The 18,102-nt window shown below is 48.6% G+C and carries 14 protein-coding genes; 12 read left to right on the top strand and 2 right to left on the bottom strand.

All coding sequences use genetic code 11. From position 1 onward, the window contains the following. Window positions 1-110: 110 nt before the first annotated feature. The 5 genes from mreC (at window position 111) to BLU87_RS12085 (ending at window position 5,557) form a co-directional block, all read left to right on the top strand. Window positions 111-929 carry a rod shape-determining protein MreC gene (gene mreC, locus BLU87_RS12105; protein WP_092348839.1) on the top strand — a complete coding sequence of 273 codons (819 nt, stop codon included), beginning with the start codon at window positions 111-113 and terminating at the stop codon, window positions 927-929. Continuing rightward, window positions 926-1,462 (top strand): rod shape-determining protein MreD, encoded by a 537-nt coding sequence (mreD, locus tag BLU87_RS12100; RefSeq protein ID WP_092348836.1) that lies wholly within the window; start codon window positions 926-928, stop codon window positions 1,460-1,462. The genes mreC and mreD overlap by 4 nt, the downstream gene beginning before the upstream one ends. Further along, window positions 1,452-3,305 (top strand): penicillin-binding protein 2, encoded by a 1,854-nt coding sequence (gene mrdA, locus BLU87_RS12095; RefSeq protein WP_092348833.1) that lies wholly within the window; start codon window positions 1,452-1,454, stop codon window positions 3,303-3,305. Before mreD ends, mrdA begins: the two co-directional genes overlap by 11 nt. Window positions 3,306-3,308: 3 nt before the next feature. Further along, window positions 3,309-4,406: a rod shape-determining protein RodA gene (rodA, locus tag BLU87_RS12090; protein ID WP_092348830.1), complete on the top strand. Its 1,098-nt coding sequence runs from the start codon at window positions 3,309-3,311 to the stop codon at window positions 4,404-4,406. Window positions 4,407-4,528: 122 nt separating this feature from the next. Beyond that, the gene (locus BLU87_RS12085) at window positions 4,529-5,557 is read left to right on the top strand and encodes an epoxyqueuosine reductase (RefSeq protein WP_092348828.1); all 1,029 of its coding nucleotides are present in this window, start codon (window positions 4,529-4,531) and stop codon (window positions 5,555-5,557) included. A 51-nt stretch (window positions 5,558-5,608) separates the two neighbouring features. On the opposite strand, the gene yidD is transcribed toward BLU87_RS12085, so the two are convergent. Next, window positions 5,609-5,992, bottom strand: coding sequence for a membrane protein insertion efficiency factor YidD (yidD, locus tag BLU87_RS12080; protein WP_092348826.1), 384 nt, complete (start codon window positions 5,990-5,992; stop codon window positions 5,609-5,611). Then, a complete protein-coding gene (locus tag BLU87_RS12075) occupies window positions 5,989-7,305 on the bottom strand; it encodes a replication-associated recombination protein A (protein ID WP_092348823.1) in 1,317 nt (438 codons plus the stop codon). The genes yidD and BLU87_RS12075 overlap by 4 nt, the downstream gene beginning before the upstream one ends. Before the next feature lie 155 nt (window positions 7,306-7,460). Between BLU87_RS12075 and BLU87_RS12070 the strand changes: the two genes are divergently transcribed. The 7 genes from BLU87_RS12070 (at window position 7,461) to BLU87_RS12040 (ending at window position 18,094) form a co-directional block, all read left to right on the top strand. Beyond that, on the top strand, window positions 7,461-8,315 hold the full coding sequence (locus tag BLU87_RS12070; protein ID WP_092349157.1) for an NAD(+)/NADH kinase: 855 nt from the start codon (window positions 7,461-7,463) through the stop codon (window positions 8,313-8,315). 8 nt (window positions 8,316-8,323) lie between these two features. Further along, on the top strand, window positions 8,324-10,000 hold the full coding sequence (gene recN / locus BLU87_RS12065; RefSeq protein ID WP_092348820.1) for a DNA repair protein RecN: 1,677 nt from the start codon (window positions 8,324-8,326) through the stop codon (window positions 9,998-10,000). A gap of 133 nt (window positions 10,001-10,133) precedes the next feature. Next, window positions 10,134-11,000, top strand: coding sequence for a M23 family metallopeptidase (locus BLU87_RS12060; protein ID WP_217637506.1), 867 nt, complete (start codon window positions 10,134-10,136; stop codon window positions 10,998-11,000). 218 nt (window positions 11,001-11,218) lie between these two features. Then, window positions 11,219-13,915, top strand: coding sequence for a preprotein translocase subunit SecA (gene secA / locus BLU87_RS12055; RefSeq protein WP_092348817.1), 2,697 nt, complete (start codon window positions 11,219-11,221; stop codon window positions 13,913-13,915). A 15-nt stretch (window positions 13,916-13,930) separates the two neighbouring features. Then, on the top strand, window positions 13,931-15,628 hold the full coding sequence (locus BLU87_RS12050) for a response regulator (protein WP_092348815.1): 1,698 nt from the start codon (window positions 13,931-13,933) through the stop codon (window positions 15,626-15,628). A gap of 70 nt (window positions 15,629-15,698) precedes the next feature. Further along, entirely contained in the window at window positions 15,699-16,889 is a 1,191-nt protein-coding gene (argJ, locus tag BLU87_RS12045; protein WP_092348811.1) for a bifunctional glutamate N-acetyltransferase/amino-acid acetyltransferase ArgJ, read from the top strand. Next, entirely contained in the window at window positions 16,886-18,094 is a 1,209-nt protein-coding gene (locus tag BLU87_RS12040; protein WP_245706481.1) for a phosphopentomutase, read from the top strand. Before argJ ends, BLU87_RS12040 begins: the two co-directional genes overlap by 4 nt. Window positions 18,095-18,102: the final 8 nt, after the last annotated feature.

The following is an 18,102-nucleotide window of genomic DNA, read 5'->3' as shown; positions in this document are numbered from 1 at the left end:
TCCCAGGAACTGCTGGATGTTATCGCAAATAGTGACGAACAGGATAACCAAAACCCACAGCATTTTAATGTGTTGGTGGTTTTGCGTTGCTATTTCAGTTGGAGATGTCAGTGCGTGAGTTTTTAGGGCGTTATCGTTTTTTGTTGCTGGCAGTGATCCTGCTGCTGGGGACAGTGCTTCTCTATTCTTATAATCTGCGCCAGAAAACTGCGACCACTTTTTTTGAGCGTGCTGTCCTCACTTTTGCGGCCCCTTTTCAGTCCGGTATTGATGACATCGTCGATGCTGTAACGTCGACCTGGAAGAATTATCTTTGGTTGGTCGATGCCCGGCAACGCAACATTGAACTGGGAAAAGAGAATCTTGAATTGCGTGCCCAGTTACAGCAAGTCGAAGAAATTTCTCTACAGAATGAGCGGTTGCGCAAGCTCCTTGCTTTTGTCGATGAGCTTGATCGTTCTGCCTTGCCCGCTCAGGTTATTGGTGAAGATGGAAGTAACTGGGCCCGGACAATTATTATCGACAAAGGGACCCGTTCTGGACTGCGGACCGGTTTCCCTGTTGTCGCTTCCTCCGGAGTGGTCGGCCGCGTTATTAAAACTGCGCCCGATAGTTCACGTGTGTTGTTGGTCTCAGATGCTTCTTCAGCAATAGCGGCTTTGATCCAGAGAACCCGGACCCGTGGCGTTGCACGTGGACAAGGAGAAGACCTGTCAATTGAATATGCCCTACGAGATACCGATATTCAGGTCGGAGATTTACTGGTCACTTCAGGGATGGGGGGAGTATTTCCTAAAGGATTGCCTCTGGGGTTGATTGAATCGGTCACCAAAGACCAGTTTGGTTTGTTTCAGCAAGTGACGGCAACACCAACTGTCGATTTTTCTCATCTTGAAGAAGTTATGGTTATTGTCGGGGAGGATCGATGAGAGGTTTTTTTCTGTTCCTTTTCACCGGTGTTTTGTTTGCCTTACTGCAGAGTAGCGTCCTGCCACTATTTTTTTCACCAAACTGGCGTCCGAATCTGATTCTGATCCTGATCCTGTATCTGGGTTTAAGTGAGAATCTATCCCGAGCGTTGATTGCCGGACTGTTGCTGGGGGCGATTCAAGATAGCTTTTGCGGGGCAACCCTGGGACTGTATCTCTCTGTTTATCTGATTATTATTTTGTTGACGCGGCTGTTGTCTGACCAGCTCAATGTCGAAAGTCCCCCCTTGCTCCTCTTGTTGATCGCTGGCGGCACGCTGCTGCAGAATTTTCTGGTCGGATTTTATCTGACTATTTTTGCGGCAACGGCTCCAGTGTTACATATTCTTCTTGCGGCTATTCCGCAACAGCTCATGGCAAACATGCTTTCTGCCTCGATTTTGTTGACTTTGTTGCTGCGCTTTCAACGCCTGTTTGGCTATCGTTCCGGCCTCGCTGGCCTGATGTACCAGAGTAAACTTCATGGCTCTTAATCTGAACTGGAAAGAACTCCCCGTGGTGCAGAGCCGGTTTCTGTTTTATTCTGCGGCTGCGGCGATGGTGTTTCTCTTGCTGCTCTTACGCCTGTGGTACTTGCAAGTCATCAGTTATGAGGATTTGCAAGAACGATCTGTGCGCAACCGTACTAGGGTTCTCACGCTGGATGCTCCACGCGGACCAATTTATGATCGGCATGGCGAGTTGCTGGTTGATAATCGACCTTCATTTCGAATCTCGGTTATGCGTCAAGATGTTGAAGATTCCTCTGTCTTGTTTGCGCGTTTAGCACCATTATTGGAAGTTGATGTCGCTGAGCTCGAATTGCGCTGGCAACAGGGGAAAAAGTTGCCTATCTATCGTTCGGTTCTCCTGGCAGACGATGTCAGCCGTGAAATTATGGAGAGAGTGCAGGAGCATAGTGTTGATCTGCCCGGGGTGTTGACTGAAGTAAGGCCGGTCAGAGACTATCTTGAGAAGGGATCGGCCGCCCACCTTATTGGCTATCTCGGTGAGATCACTAAAGAAGAGCTGCAAAGTGAAAAATTCAGCCACTATCGCGGTGGCGACTTTGTGGGCAAGACCGCTTTGGAGAAGACCTTTGAGCCCTATCTGCGGGGAGAAAAGGGGCGTCGATTGGTTGAGGTCGACGTTCAGGGGAAGTTGTTCCGCCAACTGAAGGTGGAACCCGCCAGCCCTGGCAATAAAATATACTTGACGATTGATCGTGACCTGCAACGCGCTGCAGATGAAGCCTTTGCCGATCAATCGGGAGCTGCCGTTGCCCTGGATGTTCATACCGGGGAGGTGTTGGCGATGGTGAGTCAGCCAACCTTTAATCCCGCGCTGTTTGCTCAGGGGATCGCTGGGGATGAGTGGGATAAGCTGGCTAAAGATAGCCGCCACCCCTTACAGAATAAAGTGATCGCCGGACAGTATCCACCCGGGTCGACATTCAAAATGATCGTTGCTTTAGCTGCCTTGAAAGCGGGAACTATTGGGATCACCGAAACGGTTGATTGTGATGGCGCTTTTGAAGTTGGTGGTTCACGTTATCGCTGCTGGAAAAAAAGTGGCCATGGTCCAACCGACCTTAAAAAAGCATTGCGCGAAAGCTGTGACGTCTGGTTCTACAGTGTTGGTTTGAGATTGGGGATTGATAAATTATCCGCAGCGGCGAAAGAATTCGGGTTGGGTTCGCCTGTTGGTTATCCTCTCCCTGGAGAGCGTTCTGGAACCATCCCCTCGCAAGAGTGGAAGCAGCGGCGTTACAATAAGCCCTGGTATGCTGGAGAAACGGTCATCGCTGCCATCGGCCAGGGGTTTGTTTTGACCACCCCGATCCAGTTGGCGGTGATGATGGCTGCTATCGCTAATAAGGGGCAGGTTTTGAAGCCTCAAGTTGTGCGACAGGTTGAGGATTGGGATGGTCATCTGTTACTACAAACGGCCCCGGAGATGATTCGTCAGATTGATTATTCGGCCCAAGCCTGGGATGCGGTCAGGGATGGTTTGGTTGCGGTGGTGAATGAACCCCATGGAACCGGTCACGCTGCTCATATCGATACGACTCTGGTGGCTGGAAAGACCGGAACGTCCCAGGTCATCCGGAGGAAATCAGACGAGGAAGAGGAGCTGGATGAAAAAGGGGAAATTCCCTACCGTTTTCGCCCTCATGCCCTGTTTGTCGCGTATGCCCCTGCCGAAAAACCAGAAATTGCTGTCGTCGTTGTTGTTGAGCACGGCCAATCAGGGGGGAGCGCCGCAGGTCCTATTGTGAAGCAGATTATCCAGCGCTATATGGAACTTAAAAGTCAAAAAGCTGAGGGGAAAGGATGATGGATGTTTGATCGACGCCTCGTATCCAACTTTGACTGGGTCTTATTGTTTACCGTGCTTCTTTTGGCCGGAGCTGGCATCATCAACTTGTTTAGCGCCTCTTCCAGTCTCCATTCCATGGCGACACCGCTCTATTTGAAGCAACTCCTCTGGTTGTCGGGTGGCGTGACTATCGCCTTGCTGATTTGTCTGTTTGATTACCGTCATCTGGAACATTTTGCCGTCCACTTTTATGGACTCAGTGTCGGTATGCTGATTTATGTCTTGCTCGTGGGTAAAACGGCTATGGGGGCGGCGCGGTGGATTGATCTCGGGGTGTTTAATGTCCAGCCCGGTGAGGTGATTAAAATCGCGATGATTCTGTTACTGGCGCGAATTTTTGCCAAAACTGCGAATCCCTTAGGTTACAATTTAGTGGAACTTTGGGTGCCCGCTCTGTGGCTGTTTTTGCCCGTTGTCCTGATTCTGAAAGAACCTGATCTTGGCACCGCTGTTATGGTGTTGTTTATCGCTGGGACAATGTTGTTGTTTGCCGGGATTAAACGGGCGACCCTCATTAGTTTAGGAATTATCGGTGTATTGGTTGCGATTGCCGGCTGGTTTGGCCTGCATGACTATCAACGTGCGAGAATCCGCACATTTATGAATCCTGAGGCCGATCCCCTCGGCAGTGGTTATCATATCATCCAATCCAAGATTGCGGTCGGCAGTGGCGGTTTTTGGGGCAAAGGTTTTGTCCAGGGAACTCAGTCACAGTTATCGTTTCTACCTGAGCGGCACACCGATTTTGCTTTTTCAGTGTTTGCTGAAGAGTGGGGATTTGTCGGTAGCTTTACCTTGTTGTTTGTGTACTTGTTCCTGATCGTCTGGGGGCTATATATTGCCAGACGTGCCGCTGACAGGTTTGGTTTGTTTCTCGCCGTAGGGGTTACCGCCATGATTTTCTGGCATATTGTGGTCAACTTGGGGATGGTCATTGGTCTGCTCCCAGTTGTTGGCGTACCGTTGCCCCTGTTTTCCTACGGTGGCACGAGTATGGTGACGACAATGATCGGTGTTGGCTTACTCATGAACGTGAGTATGCGCCGATTTATGTTTTGATCGATGTGGTGACCTGTCCAGGCTATCTGTCTCTACAATATGCATGAACTCAACTACGTGATCGCGGCTGGATAAAGCGGAACTGCCGTGCTGATGTCATGCTTTCCCATTGATGGAGTCGAATGAATCCAAATAATTTTCGTGAATGGCTGACACAGGCTGGTCGTGAAATCGGGGCCCATTCGGTCGCATGCCTGCGGATGGATAACCCGCGACTACGACGTACCATTGCTGACAACAATATTCAGGTGTCTGCTTGGCTACAGAATGAGATGCACGGCGAGATGGAATATCTCGAACGGATGTTTCCTGAGAAGTCCAATCCTTGGAACACTTATCCCTTTGCTAAATCGGTCATTGTTCTCAGCTTCAATAATCTTTGGGGCGATCCTGCAGCAAAGCACCCGTTTCCTGAACCCGCTAAGGATGCGTTACTCGGTTATATTTCCGCTTATGCCAGAGAGGATGATTATCATTTCATCGGGCAGGCCATGCTCTCCAAGTTGACCTCGATGCTGGGTGAGAATATCCGCGCTGCAGCGACGGTTGATACTGCTGCCGTCTATGAACGGTTGTTCGCTACCGTTGCCGGGCTAGGCGTTGTTGGAGGAAACAGCCTTTTGCGGGTATCCGGTTCGGGGAACACGCGGGTCTTTATTGGTTGCCTGTTTGTCGATATCGAACTTCCTGAAGTGATTCATGAAGCCCAAATGCCGTTCGCTTGCGCCACCTGTCATGCTTGTGTGAAGAATTGCCCGACTGGAGCGATTCAGGTCGACCAACCGATTGACGCCCGAAAATGTATCAGCTATTTAACCATCGAAAAAAGGGGACCTCTTTCACAGGCAGAGGGGAGATCGATTGGTCGCTGGCTGTTTGGCTGCGATGGCTGTACGCTGGCCTGCCCCCCCCGCCCCAAGACTGACATGCGGATTCCAATTGATCTTGAATGGTTACTGCAATCATCTGCGGCTGAAATTCGCCGGACCATCAAAGGCAACGCTACTGCCTATGCCGGGGTGACGCAACTGCGTAGGAATGCAGTTGTTATCTTGAAAAATATGGAGACCCGCCGTGCTCAGGAGGTGTTGCGTTGGACGCGAGAAAATAGTGGTAGTGAGTTGATTCGGCAACAGATTGACTTATGGTGAGGCGGCGCTACCCGTCGGTTTTAGCCGTTTGCAGTTGTTCGCAGGGTTCAATCAGTCATTGAGCCAGAAATCATTGTTCTCCAAGGGATCATAAAATCTGATATAGCCCCATTTGTTGATGGGATGCTGCTGTTCGATGGGATCTCCTTCATGGTAGAGACGATCAACTGTCAGAAAGACACCCAGCAATGGTCCATGCTGACGTAGTGCTTGTAATGAATAGGCTGAGCAGGTGGGATACATGGCACAACGCTGACCGTCCACCGGAGAGATGTATTTTTGAAACAGCTGGACGGCTGTTTGCAGGACCGAGGTGGTTGTCTCCTGTCGCACGTCGACCGCTTTTTTGACCTCCCAGGGACCCCAGTCTGCAGTGAAGGCAGTTGTTGTGTTGAGACATAGCAACAGGAAGACTATTGCCCACAGAGGTTTCATTCTGGAGTCTCCTTTGTAGCCTGGTTGCGTAAATAATTCATCCTTTCGGTGATGGTTTTTTCATAGCCGTGGTTGGAAGAGCGATAAAATTGTCTCCCTGAAAGCTGCTCAGGGAGATGGTTTTGTACTGCAAAGCCATCCTGATAGTTGTGGGCATATTTGTACCCCTTGCCATAATCAAGCTGCTTCATCAATGTTGTTGGTGCATTACGGATATGTTTGGGGACCGGTAGCGCCCCTGATTTGCGAACTTCGGCCTGCGCTTCATTAATGCCGACGTAGCTGGCATTGCTTTTGGGGGCGGTTGCCAAATAGGTGACTCCATGAGCTAGGTTGATTCTGGCCTCCGGGAGGCCGACAAAATGGATCGCTTGTTGTACGGCCAAAGCCATTTGCAAGGCGCGTGGGTCGGCGTTGCCAATATCTTCCGAAGCGAAAATCACCATCCTCCGGACGAGAAATAGCGGATCTTCCCCGGCTTCGAGCATGCGTGCCAACCAATACAGGGCGGCATCGGGATCTGAACCACGCATACTCTTGATGAAGGCGGAGATGACGTTGTAGTGCTCATCACCACTTTTATCATACAGGAGAGCTTTTTTCTGCAACGCCTCTTGTGCTGTTGCCAATGAAACCAGATTGTCCTGTACCGTCGCGGCAGCAACCTCCAATGCCCCCAGGGCAATCCGGGCATCTCCTCCCGATTGGGCAGCGAGGAAATTAAGCGCGGCCTCCTCAATTTGCAGCTCCGGTTTGTTTAGTCCTTGCTGGGAGGGGATAGCGCGCTGGATGATCACTTTTAAATCATCCTCATTCAGAGGTTCAAGGGTGAATACCCGCGAACGGGAGAGGAGGGCTGAATTCACTTCAAAACTGGGATTCTCAGTCGTGGCACCAATCAGGGTGATATCCCCGTTTTCGACCGAAGGGAGAAAAGCATCCTGTTGGGCTTTGTTAAAGCGATGGATTTCATCGACAAAGAGAAGAGTTTTTCGCGCATGGTAAATGCGTTGCTGTTTTGCCTCAGCGACAATTTCCCTGACCTCTTTGATGCTCCCGAGGACGGCTGAAAAGAACACGAAGCGGCTTCTGGTGCAATTGGCAATGACCCGGCCCAGTGTGGTTTTTCCGGTGCCTGGAGGTCCCCAGAAGATAATTGATGTCAATTGATCGGTTTCAATCAAGCGCCGTAACAGTTTCCCTTCCCCCAATAGGTGTTGCTGGCCAACAACCTCATTTAATGTTTGGGGTCGTAAGCGCTCTGCCAACGGTGACTGGCTGTTGTTCTGTACAGATTGTTCAAAGAGATCCATGCTCACTCCAGCAATAATATTTCGGCGCAATGTAACACGCAAAATGTGTTCACAACAACTTCCTATGAGATAGACTTTTTCACGGAGTTTGTGATAATGGTCAGCAGTCTTTTTTAACCACTTAACTTACAAGGTCCTTCATTGGTGGATTGATGCTGAAAAAAGTTGGTATTTACGGAAAAAAGAATCACCCGGACGTTGAGATTATCTCAGCTGGTATCTGCAAACGTTTGCAAGCAGAAGGGATCGCGGTTCTTCTCGAAGATAGTTTGGCTGAACAGATAGGGAAGGTCAACGGTTATTCCAGTGAAGAAATTCCGGAACTTGTTGACCTGATTATCGTCCTCGGTGGTGATGGAACTCTCATTTCTGTTGCCCGCTCGGTTGGGCAGAGGAATGTCCCGATTGTCGGCGTCAACCTTGGGCAGCTGGGGTTTTTAACCGAGATCACCCGTGATGAACTTCCTGAGATGCTGGAGCGTTTGATCACGGGAGATTATAACGTTTCTGATCGGATGATGATTGATGCCTTCATCCATCGCGCGGGTAAAGTTATCGGTCAGTATACTGTCGTCAACGATATTGTTATTAACAAGGGGGCTCTAGCCAGGATTATCGATATGGAAACCCATGTCGATGGTCGTTATTTGAGCTGCTATAAAGCAGACGGTCTGATTGTTTCAACCCCGACTGGCTCAACGGGTTACAATCTGGCTGCCGGTGGTCCAATTATCTATCCCGATATCAATAGCTTGCTCATCACTCCTATCTGCCCACATATGTTGACGAACCGTCCCATTATGGTCTGGAGCCGTTCAGTTATTGAGATCGAAGTCAAGTTTGAAGACGATGTGGTGTTCTTCACTGCGGATGGTCAGGTGGGACATAAACTGTTTCCCGGCGACCGGGTTGAAGTCCGCCGATCAGAATCTCGTACTCGACTAGTGAGTAGCCCTAATAAGGATTATTTTGAGATATTACGCACCAAACTGAGCTGGGGAGAGCGTTAATTGTAGCTATGTTGACCGACCTGATCATAAAAAACTTTGCTATTATTGAAAACATGCACGCCACATTTAGCGCTGGTTTCAATGTGTTAACGGGGGAAACAGGTGCGGGCAAATCGATCATTGTTGATGCTGTTAATCTTTTGCTGGGCGGGCGGGCACGCGGCGAGATAATTCGTACCGGAGAAAAAGAAGCATCCGTCGAAGCAATATTTGATCTCAGTGGCGCACCCCATTTGGAAACGAAACTTGTTGCCGCTGGCCTGGAAGATGGTCATGAGCTGTTGGTTCGGAGGATTATTTCACGTTCCGGGAAAAACCGGATCTTTATGAATGGGTCTCCGGTTTCTTTGGCACAATTGCGTGAATTTGTCAGCAGTCTGGTCAACATTTATGGTCAGCATGAACATCAAAACTTACAACGCAACGAAACCCATCTGCAGTTATTGGACAATTTTGCCGGTTTACAGGGACCACTGCAAGATTACCGCTCTGCTTTTGCCACATACCAGCAGCTTAAAAATGACCTGGACCGTTTGGATCTTGCTGAACGGGAGCGACAGCAGCGGCTGGATATGCTCCGATTTCAACAACAGGAGCTTCAGGGGGCCAATCTTCAACCCGATGAGGATGAAGCATTGGAACAGGAGCGGACCCTGTTGCTTCACGCCGGGAAGTTAACGGCTGCGACCTCAAGCGGTTATGAATACCTTTATGCTGGACAAGATGCGGTGTGTGAGCGAATCGCCGTTGTTGCCGGACAACTTGAGAATCTTGAGACCATTGATCCCCACTTGGGTGCTTTGGCGAAATCATTGCAGACCAATCTCTATAGCCTGGAAGATATTGCTTCAGAATTACGAGAATATGCCGAAAAATTGGACTTTGAACCACAACGGCAACAACAGGTTGAGGACCGGCTCGCATTATTGTCTGGCTTGAAGATGAAGTATGCGCCGACGATTTCTGCATTATTTGAATATCTGGACCAGATCACTGCAGAGATGGCTGATTTAACTGATATCGAAGGGCGGCGAGAGCAATTGCAGCGACAATTGGCGGACCAGAACAAGGTGACCCTTGATGCTGGTCAGCGCCTCAGTTTGCAACGACAAAAAGCAGGGCTTAAGCTGACTGAAAAAGTAGAGCAAGAGCTTGCAGATCTGGCGATGGCACGAGCTAACTTTGAGATCCGGTTTTTCCCTTTGGAGGAGCCGTCTCTCGACGGGTTAGAGCGGGGAGAATTCTATTTGGCAGCAAACCCCGGCGAGGAGGCTCAACCACTCGCCAAGATTGCTTCCGGCGGAGAACTGTCACGGATTATGCTGGCCCTTAAACGGAGTATTCCTGAAGGTGATGGGATCAGGACTTTGATCTTTGATGAGGTCGATGCCGGAATCGGTGGTGAAGCGGCAACCGCAGTGGGTGAAAAAATCAGCCGTTTAGGCAAGGATCTGCAAGTGCTTTGTGTGACCCATTTACCGCAAGTCGCTGCGTTTGCAAATCAACACTATCAGGTTGCCAAAGAGGAGAAACATGGTCGGACAACTACAGGTTTGATGCTGTTGACTCCGGAAGCCCGAGTTGCTGAAATGGCGCGGATGCTCAGCGGTTCTCAGGTGAGCGCACAAACATTGGTTCATGCCCGTGAGTTGATTGAGAGTTCTCTGGCGTTGGTGGCCGACTGAGTGGCGATAGCAACGATTCAGCCGCGGCTAAACGACGTGGCGTAATAAAAAGGTTGGGGGAAACCTTAGGGTTGTGTTATTAGTGTAAGGTAATTTTAAAAGCGTTGTCACTATTTATTGGGAGTCAGTTGTTTTGGCAAGACGTTTCTCGCTTATAATCATTCCCGAAGAAAACCGCAAGGTCAGCAGTTTGCGTCTCCACAGTGGGATGGTCAAAGCAGCAATCTGTGGTTGTTGTTTGTCTGTGGGGTTTTCTGTCTTTTTTGCTTACCAATATTTCAATTTCAATATGGATTATGCTGAATTGCAGCAACTTCGACTGTCCAACATCGAACAGCAGCAAACCTTATTATCCCTCACCGCAGATTTAAATAACGTGCAGCAACAAATGAATGACCTTGCAGAATCTGAAGCGCGCGTCAGACAGCTGGCAGCGTTAGAAGCATTGCCTGAAGATGTTCCTGTTGCTATCGGTGGGATTCAAGAATTTGATCCTATGGAAGACGTTGATGCCATTCAACGTCAGATCAACAAACTGCAGGTTGCAATCGAGCTCCGACGTCAAAGTCAGGAGGGTGTCCGCAATCTGTTAAATGATCAGGTTTCGCTCAGTCGTGCCACTCCTAAGGGTTGGCCCACCAAGGGTTGGTTAACATCCTATTTTGGGATGCGTAAGTCACCTTTTTCGGGCAGGCAGGTTATGCATGAGGGGCTGGATATTGCAGCCAATACCGGGACGCCGGTAGTGGCGACAGCCGATGGAATTGTCTCGCGAGTCCGTTATTCTCGTGATTACGGCAAGATGGTTGTTATTGACCATGGTTATGGTTACCGTACTATTTTTGCTCATAATTCGAAAGTCTTGGTGAAGGCTGGGCAGCGTGTCAAGCGGGGTGATATGATTTCTCAGGTTGGTAACACCGGCCGCTCGACGGGTTCGCATCTCCATTATGAGCTACGTTTGAACGGAGTTCCTATTGATCCACGTAAAACCCTTTAATTCTTCCTCTCTATAGTCCTACAACTTCTGATAATTCCAACGTTTTGCCCTTTCTTAAATACTTGTGGGTGCTTCTTTTCCTGTGCTACTATGCCGTCGATTCGTGCCCGCGTAGCTAATGAGTCAGTGGGTTTGTAGCCAGACATTTATAAGTTGACTTTAAATAATCAGCCTTGTCGGTATTTTAGGCCGCAGGGATTTTGGGAGTATTTTTTGTAATGATTGGTAAATTTATTAAGAAAGTAGTTGGCAGTAAAAATGACCGTGATCTTAAAAAAATGCAGCCACTGGTCGAGCAGATTAATTCTCATGAGGCGGAATTTGAGGTTTTAACTGATGAACAATTAAAAGCGAAAACCGAAGAATTTCGCAAACGGTTGGCGGCTGGAGAGGTTCTCGATCAGTTACTGCCCGAGGCTTTTGCTGTCGTTCGTGAGGCCAGCAAGCGAGTTCTTGGGTTACGCCCCTTCAACGTTCAGTTGATTGGCGGGATGGTGCTTAACGGCGGCAAGATCGCGGAAATGAAAACCGGTGAGGGGAAAACGCTGATGGCAACCTTGCCGATATATCTCAATGCTTTGACCGGTAAAGGGGTGCATGTTGTTACCGTCAATGATTACCTCGCCAAGCGTGATGCCGAATGGATGGGGAAACTTTATCGATTTCTTGGTCTGACAGTTGATTGCATTGTCCACGGCTTAAATGATGTGCAGCGTAAAGCTGCTTATGCCGCAGATATTACCTATGGAACAAATAATGAATTTGGCTTCGATTATTTACGCGACAATATGAAGTTTGATCTGGATGAATATGTCCAAAGAGATCTCCATTATGCCATCGTCGATGAGGTCGATTCCATTCTGATTGATGAAGCGAGAACCCCGTTAATTATTTCAGGACCAAGCGAATCTTCCAGCGATCTCTACGAGAAGGTCGACCAGATTATTCCCCACTTGCAAAAAGGTGAGGTTATTGAAGAGCGGGATGGGAAAATCGGTCAGTCGACTAAGCGGCACACGGGTGAATTCACTGTCGATGAAAAAGCGAAGTCAGCAGCTTTGACTGAGGCAGGGGTCTCCAAGGTGGAAAAGCTCCTGCATATCGATAATTTATATGAGCCGCAAAATATTGAGATTCTGCATCATGTGAATCAGGCGTTGAAAGCCCATGCTCTGTTTAAGCGCGACGTAGATTATGTGGTTCAGGATGGCGAGGTGCAGATCGTTGATGAGTTTACCGGACGTTTGATGCCCGGACGGCGCTGGAGTGATGGTTTACATCAGGCTGTTGAAGCCAAAGAGGGGGTGAAGATTGCCAGTGAGAACCAAACGTTGGCGACGATCACTTTCCAGAACTATTTCCGGATGTATGAAAAACTGGCAGGGATGACCGGTACTGCTGAAACTGAAGCTGTTGAATTTAACGAAATTTATGGCCTTGATGTGGTTGTCATTCCAACCAATAGGCCGATGCAGCGGATCGACAAAGCTGATGTGATCTATAAGACCGAAAAAGAAAAGTTTCTTGCCGTGGTTGAAGATATCGTCGCATGCCACAAAAATGATCAGCCGGTCCTGGTTGGGACAATAACGATCGACAAATCTGAAGTTCTTTCCGCCCTGCTTAAAAAACGTGGCATTCCACACAATGTTTTGAACGCTAAGCAACATGAACGTGAGGCTTATATCGTTGCCCAGGCCGGGAGTAAAGGGGCGGTGACAATCGCCACCAATATGGCCGGTCGTGGGACTGATATCGTTCTTGGTGGTAACCCGGAAATGATGGCGCGAGCGGAAGCTGCGGGTGCTGAAGATCCGGAAGCGCGCTTCAATGAACTTCTGCCGCAATTCGTGGAACGCTGCCAGGCCGATCGGCAAGATGTCCTCGATGCCGGTGGCCTTTATATCCTGGGGACGGAACGCCATGAATCCCGGCGGATTGATAATCAGTTGCGTGGCCGTTCAGGCCGCCAGGGCGACCCGGGGAAAAGCCACTTTTATCTCAGCCTCGAAGATGATCTGCTGCGCATTTTTGGTTCCCAGCGGGTTGCATTTGTTATGGATAAGCTGAAAATCCCCGAAGGAGAACCGATTGAGCATGGGATTATCAGCCGGGCGATAGAGAACGCGCAGAAAAAAGTTGAGGGGCATAACTTCGATATTCGTAAGCACCTTATTGAATATGACGACGTCATGAACCGGCAGCGGGATGTTATTTATACGCAGCGGCGTGAGGTTCTTGGTGGAGAACAGCTACAGGATACGTTCAAGGGGATTGTTGCCGATACCGTTGCCGATATGGTTGTGACATTTTGCCCTGATAAAGGGGCCGCAGCGGACTGGGATTTGACTCGACTGAGCAGTGATTTTTTCAATCAGTTCAATTTTACCCCAGATTTAAGCAGTGTCGATCTGGCGCGAACCAGACGTGAGGAACTGGAAGAGTTGCTGATAAATCAGGCAGAACGCCGTCTGCAAGAGAAAGAAGATGAGTTCACCACCCCGGTCATGGGGCAATTGATGCGGATATTATTGCTGCAGACCATTGATTCTCAGTGGAAAGATCATCTGCTTTCAGTCGATTACTTGAAAGAGGGGATCGGTCTGCGAGGTTATGGGCAGAAGAATCCCAAGGAAGAGTACAAGCGGGAAGCTTATGCTTTGTTTATGGAGATGATGGGGCGGGTGCGCGAGGAGGTTCTGCAGAAGATTTTCCGTATCCAGTTAGCGCGTGAGGAAGATGTTGAAAAGCTCGAAGCTCAACGGCAACGGCAGCAGCAGAAAATATCGATGAACCGGGTCGATGAAGAAGAGAAGACAAAGAAACCGACAATTCGTGAAGAGGACAAAATCGGCCGCAATGATCCCTGTCCTTGTGGTAGCGGCAAGAAATATAAGAAATGTTGTGGAAAATAGGAATAAGATAACTCTATGACAGAGAAATCATTAACACCAGCAATTTTATTGATCGATGATGCTCCACTGATTCTGGACCTTTTGGAAGATATCCTTGAGCCTCTGGAATACCCGGTGCTCCGATCAGAATCAGGATCTGGCATCACTAAGATGCTGGATCAGGAAAAAGTTGCTGTGGTTTTTTGTGATGTCTCTTTACCTGATATTCATGGCGTCAATGTGTTGCGGATGATCAAGCAACATACACCAGAAATTCAGGTTATCATGATCTCCGGGCAACAGGATTTTGACGTTGCTCGTCAAGTATTGCGGGAGCGGGCTCTCGACTACTTGGTCAAGCCTTTTTCCCAAGAAGAAGTACTGCAGGCGGCGAAACTCGGCATCAGTTCCTACTTCCAGGCAGTTCATCAAAATGAATCCAGACTTGAAGCGCAGCGGAGAATGGCCGATCTTATTCTCCTTAAAAAGGTTGGGGAAACCGCCAGCTCCGGGAATGGTTTGCAGGAGCTATTTGACCAGATACTGGACTCGATTGTCCATTCTACAGGAGTTGACGTCGCTTCACTGATGCTCCTTAAAGATGATGGGATGCTGCATATTGCTGCTGCTCATGGATTGACTCCAGAGATTGTCGGCTCTGTCAAGGTTGCCTCAGGCGAAGGGATCTCCGGCCATGTCCTTGCTACCGGGGAGGCGGTTCTCGTCCCGAATATCGATCAGGACGGTCGTTTTAAACGGCTTGAGGGTGGTTTACGCTATAAGAATCAATCATTGCTCTCGGTTCCAATTTATGTTCGTGATGAATTTGTCGGGGTGATCAACGTTAACAATAAAAAATCTGGCGAACCTTTTGATTTGGAAGATCAGAACCTTCTGGTGGCGATTGCCAACCAGGTGTCACTGGCGATGGAAAACTTCGAACTGGTTAATAATTTACGCCAGCAAGCCTTGGAGCTTGAGCGGACGAATGAAGATCTGGTTCGGGTCAATAGAGCACGCACCCGTCTGGTTTGTAACCTGTCTCATGAATTGAAAACGCCGTTAACCTCTATTATGGGCTATATCGACCTCTCTCTGACTTTTTTCAACAAACTTTCGGAGGAGGAAGTTAAGGATAATTTGCTGCAGGTGCACGGTGAAGGAAAACGTCTGGAGAGGTTAATTACCGGAATGTTGCGGTTGTTTTCCATCGAATCAGAACGTGAGGTGTGGCGTTGGAAGTCGTTCGGGGTTCCTTGGTCTATTGCAGATTCTTTCCAGTATTTTAACTCCAAAATGAATGAACGAAATCTCGTCGCAGAAATCAATATACAGGATGATTTGCCAGAGATTTATGGTGATCAGGAAAAATTCGGCATGGCTTTTAATTCTCTGATTGATAATGCGGTCAAATTTAATCGGGATGGTGGACGAGTTAAAATTACTGCGACAGTGGAAGAACTTGAAGGTCTGGAGTATGTTCATCTGCAAGTCTTTAATGATGGCCAGACTGTGCCTATTAAGGCCCATGAGACAATCTTTGACTCTTATACTCAGCTCGGGGATATTGATACGGAAAAACCCCACGGCGTCGGGATTGGTCTAGCCTTAGTCAAGGTTGTCGTTGACCGGATGAGGGGAGATATTTTCCTCGAAGAAGTCACTGACGAGGGAACTTGTTTTGGGCTGATGTTGCCGACTGAGAACACTTACAATAGATTGTTGAACTGTTGATAGTTATTCATTCTATTCTAGTTGGTGTTGATATTTAAACGCTTTTACCCTGAACGAATGTGAGCAAGATATGGATCTTATCGATGTCCCTGCCGGGTTCCGTTTCTCCGGAATGGCAAGTGGGATTAAAAAAACGGGAAAACTGGACTTAGGTCTCATTGTTTCTGATTCTCCTGCTAATTGTGCCGGAGTGTTTACCCAAAATAAAGTGGTCGCTGCGCCGTTAATCCTGACGAAACCAAGAATCGCCAAAGGGAAATGTCAAGCGATCCTCGTTAATAGTGGGAACGCGAATGCTTGCACAGGAGCTGAAGGGCTTCGCGTGGCTGAAGCAACCATGGAATTGCTGGCGGGAGAGTTGCAAATTTCAACCGACCTTGTCTCACTTGCTTCTACCGGAGTGATTGGTGAGTTGCTCCCTCTGTCCCCGTTTGTGGATGGCATTTCTGAGCTTGTTGCTGGCTTGTCTGCCGACCACGCTCAGGTTGTTGCAGAAGCGATCATGACGACGGATGCTTTCTCTAAGGTTGCATCAGCAACTGAATATGGAGAGCAAGGTTATAAAGTCCTGGGGATGGCAAAAGGGGCCGGGATGATTCATCCGAATATGGCAACGATGCTCGGTTTTGTTTTAACCGATGCACAGGTGAGCCTAGATTTACTCAATTCGGCGCTCCAACAGGCGGTTAAAAAAAGCTTCAATTCAATTACTGTCGATGGCGATACCTCTACTAACGACATGGTTCTATTACTCGCCAACGGCTCTTCTGATGGCAAACGGATTGAAGCTGATACGCCTGAGGCAGAGATATTCTGTCAGCATCTTGATGAGGTTCTTCTCGACCTTGCGAAAATGATTGTCCGTGATGGTGAAGGGGCGACGAAATTAGTTAAAATTAAGGTTGTTGGCGGTTCAAATGTAGAATCAGCTCGGAAGGTTGCCCGCTCGGTGGCGACATCATCACTGGTGAAAACAGCTTTTTTCGGTGAGGACGCGAATTGGGGCAGAATCATCGCTGCTGTGGGTTATTCTGGCGTTGATGTGAATCCTGATCGAATCGATATCAGCTTTAACCAGGTTCCTGTTGCGGTCAATGGTCTGGCTTGCGGCGGAGAGAGTGAAGCTGAAGCGACCAAGGTGTTGCAACTTGATGAATTTGTTGTCACGATTGATCTGCACCAAGGTGAGGCTGAGGCCAGCTATTATACCTCTGATCTTAGCTATGAATATGTCAAAATAAATTCTGATTATCGGTCATGATGCCTTTAGCTGATGTGAAAAATAGTCGTCAGGATAACAACTTTAAACGGGTTATTCTGATCGTCTTGGATGGTGTTGGTGCCGGAGCATCTCCCGATTCTGGTGATTATGGTGATCAGGACGCTGCGACACTGCAGCATGTTGCTCAGGTTGCTGGTGGTTTGAACTTACCCCATCTAGAACAGCTGGGGCTGGGGCATGTAACGTCAATTGCCGGCGTTACCAAGGTGTCATCTCCCGCTGGTTGTTGGGGGAAAATGGCTGAAAAGAGTGCAGGGAAAGATTCTGTTACCGGCCATTGGGAACTCACTGGTGTCGTTCTTGATCGTCCGTTTGCGGTATTTCCTGATGGCTTTCCCGAAGCAATTATTAATGCTTTTATCGACGAGACAGGGTTGAAACCACTCGGTAATATTGCTTCTAGTGGCACAGATATCCTCATCTCTCTGGGTGAAGAGCATTTGCAAACCGGACGCCCAATTGTTTATACCAGTACCGATTCAGTGTTTCAGATTGCTGCCCACGAAGATGTCGTCTCGCCAGAACGTCTCTATACCATTTGCCGGCAGGCAGAAAAAATTCTTCACCCTTACAATGTTTGCCGGGTCATTGCACGTCCATTCAGGGGGACAGACGCAACCAATTTCTATCGCACTTCAGGGCGCCATGACTTTCCATGCAAACCGAAAAGTCAGACAGTGCTTGAACTATTGAAGAGAAAAGGGTTGAACACCTACGCAATCGGTAAAATTGGAGATCTTTTTGCCGGAGAGGGGATAACACATTCATTATCGACCCGCAACAACCACGAGGGGATGAGCAGGACTCTAACTGCTCTGGATGAAATAAATCGCGGGCTGATCATGACCAACCTGGTAGATTTTGATATGCTGTATGGACACCGTTTAGATAGTGTCGGTTTTGCCACGGCGTTGCAAGAGTTTGATTCCTGGTTGCCGGAGCTATTGGGTAAAATGAAGAGTGATGATTTATTGATCATTACTGCCGATCATGGTTGTGATCCCACAACTTCAGGGACCGACCATAGTCGTGAGTATGTTCCATTGCTCCTTTATTCCGCTGCTATTTCAGTTCCACAGAACTTAGGTATCCGACAGTCTTTTGCTGATGTCGGTGCGACGGTGGCTGATAACTTTCATATTGCTTTACAGACAGGTCAAAGTTTTCTCTCTAACCTTAGATAAGGGGGTTG

It is taken from the genome of Desulfuromusa kysingii (genome assembly GCF_900107645.1).
GTDB lineage: Bacteria > Desulfobacterota > Desulfuromonadia > Desulfuromonadales > Geopsychrobacteraceae > Desulfuromusa > Desulfuromusa kysingii.
Note: the sequence above shows the minus strand (reverse complement) of the source record. Positions and strands in the feature narration are given on the sequence as shown.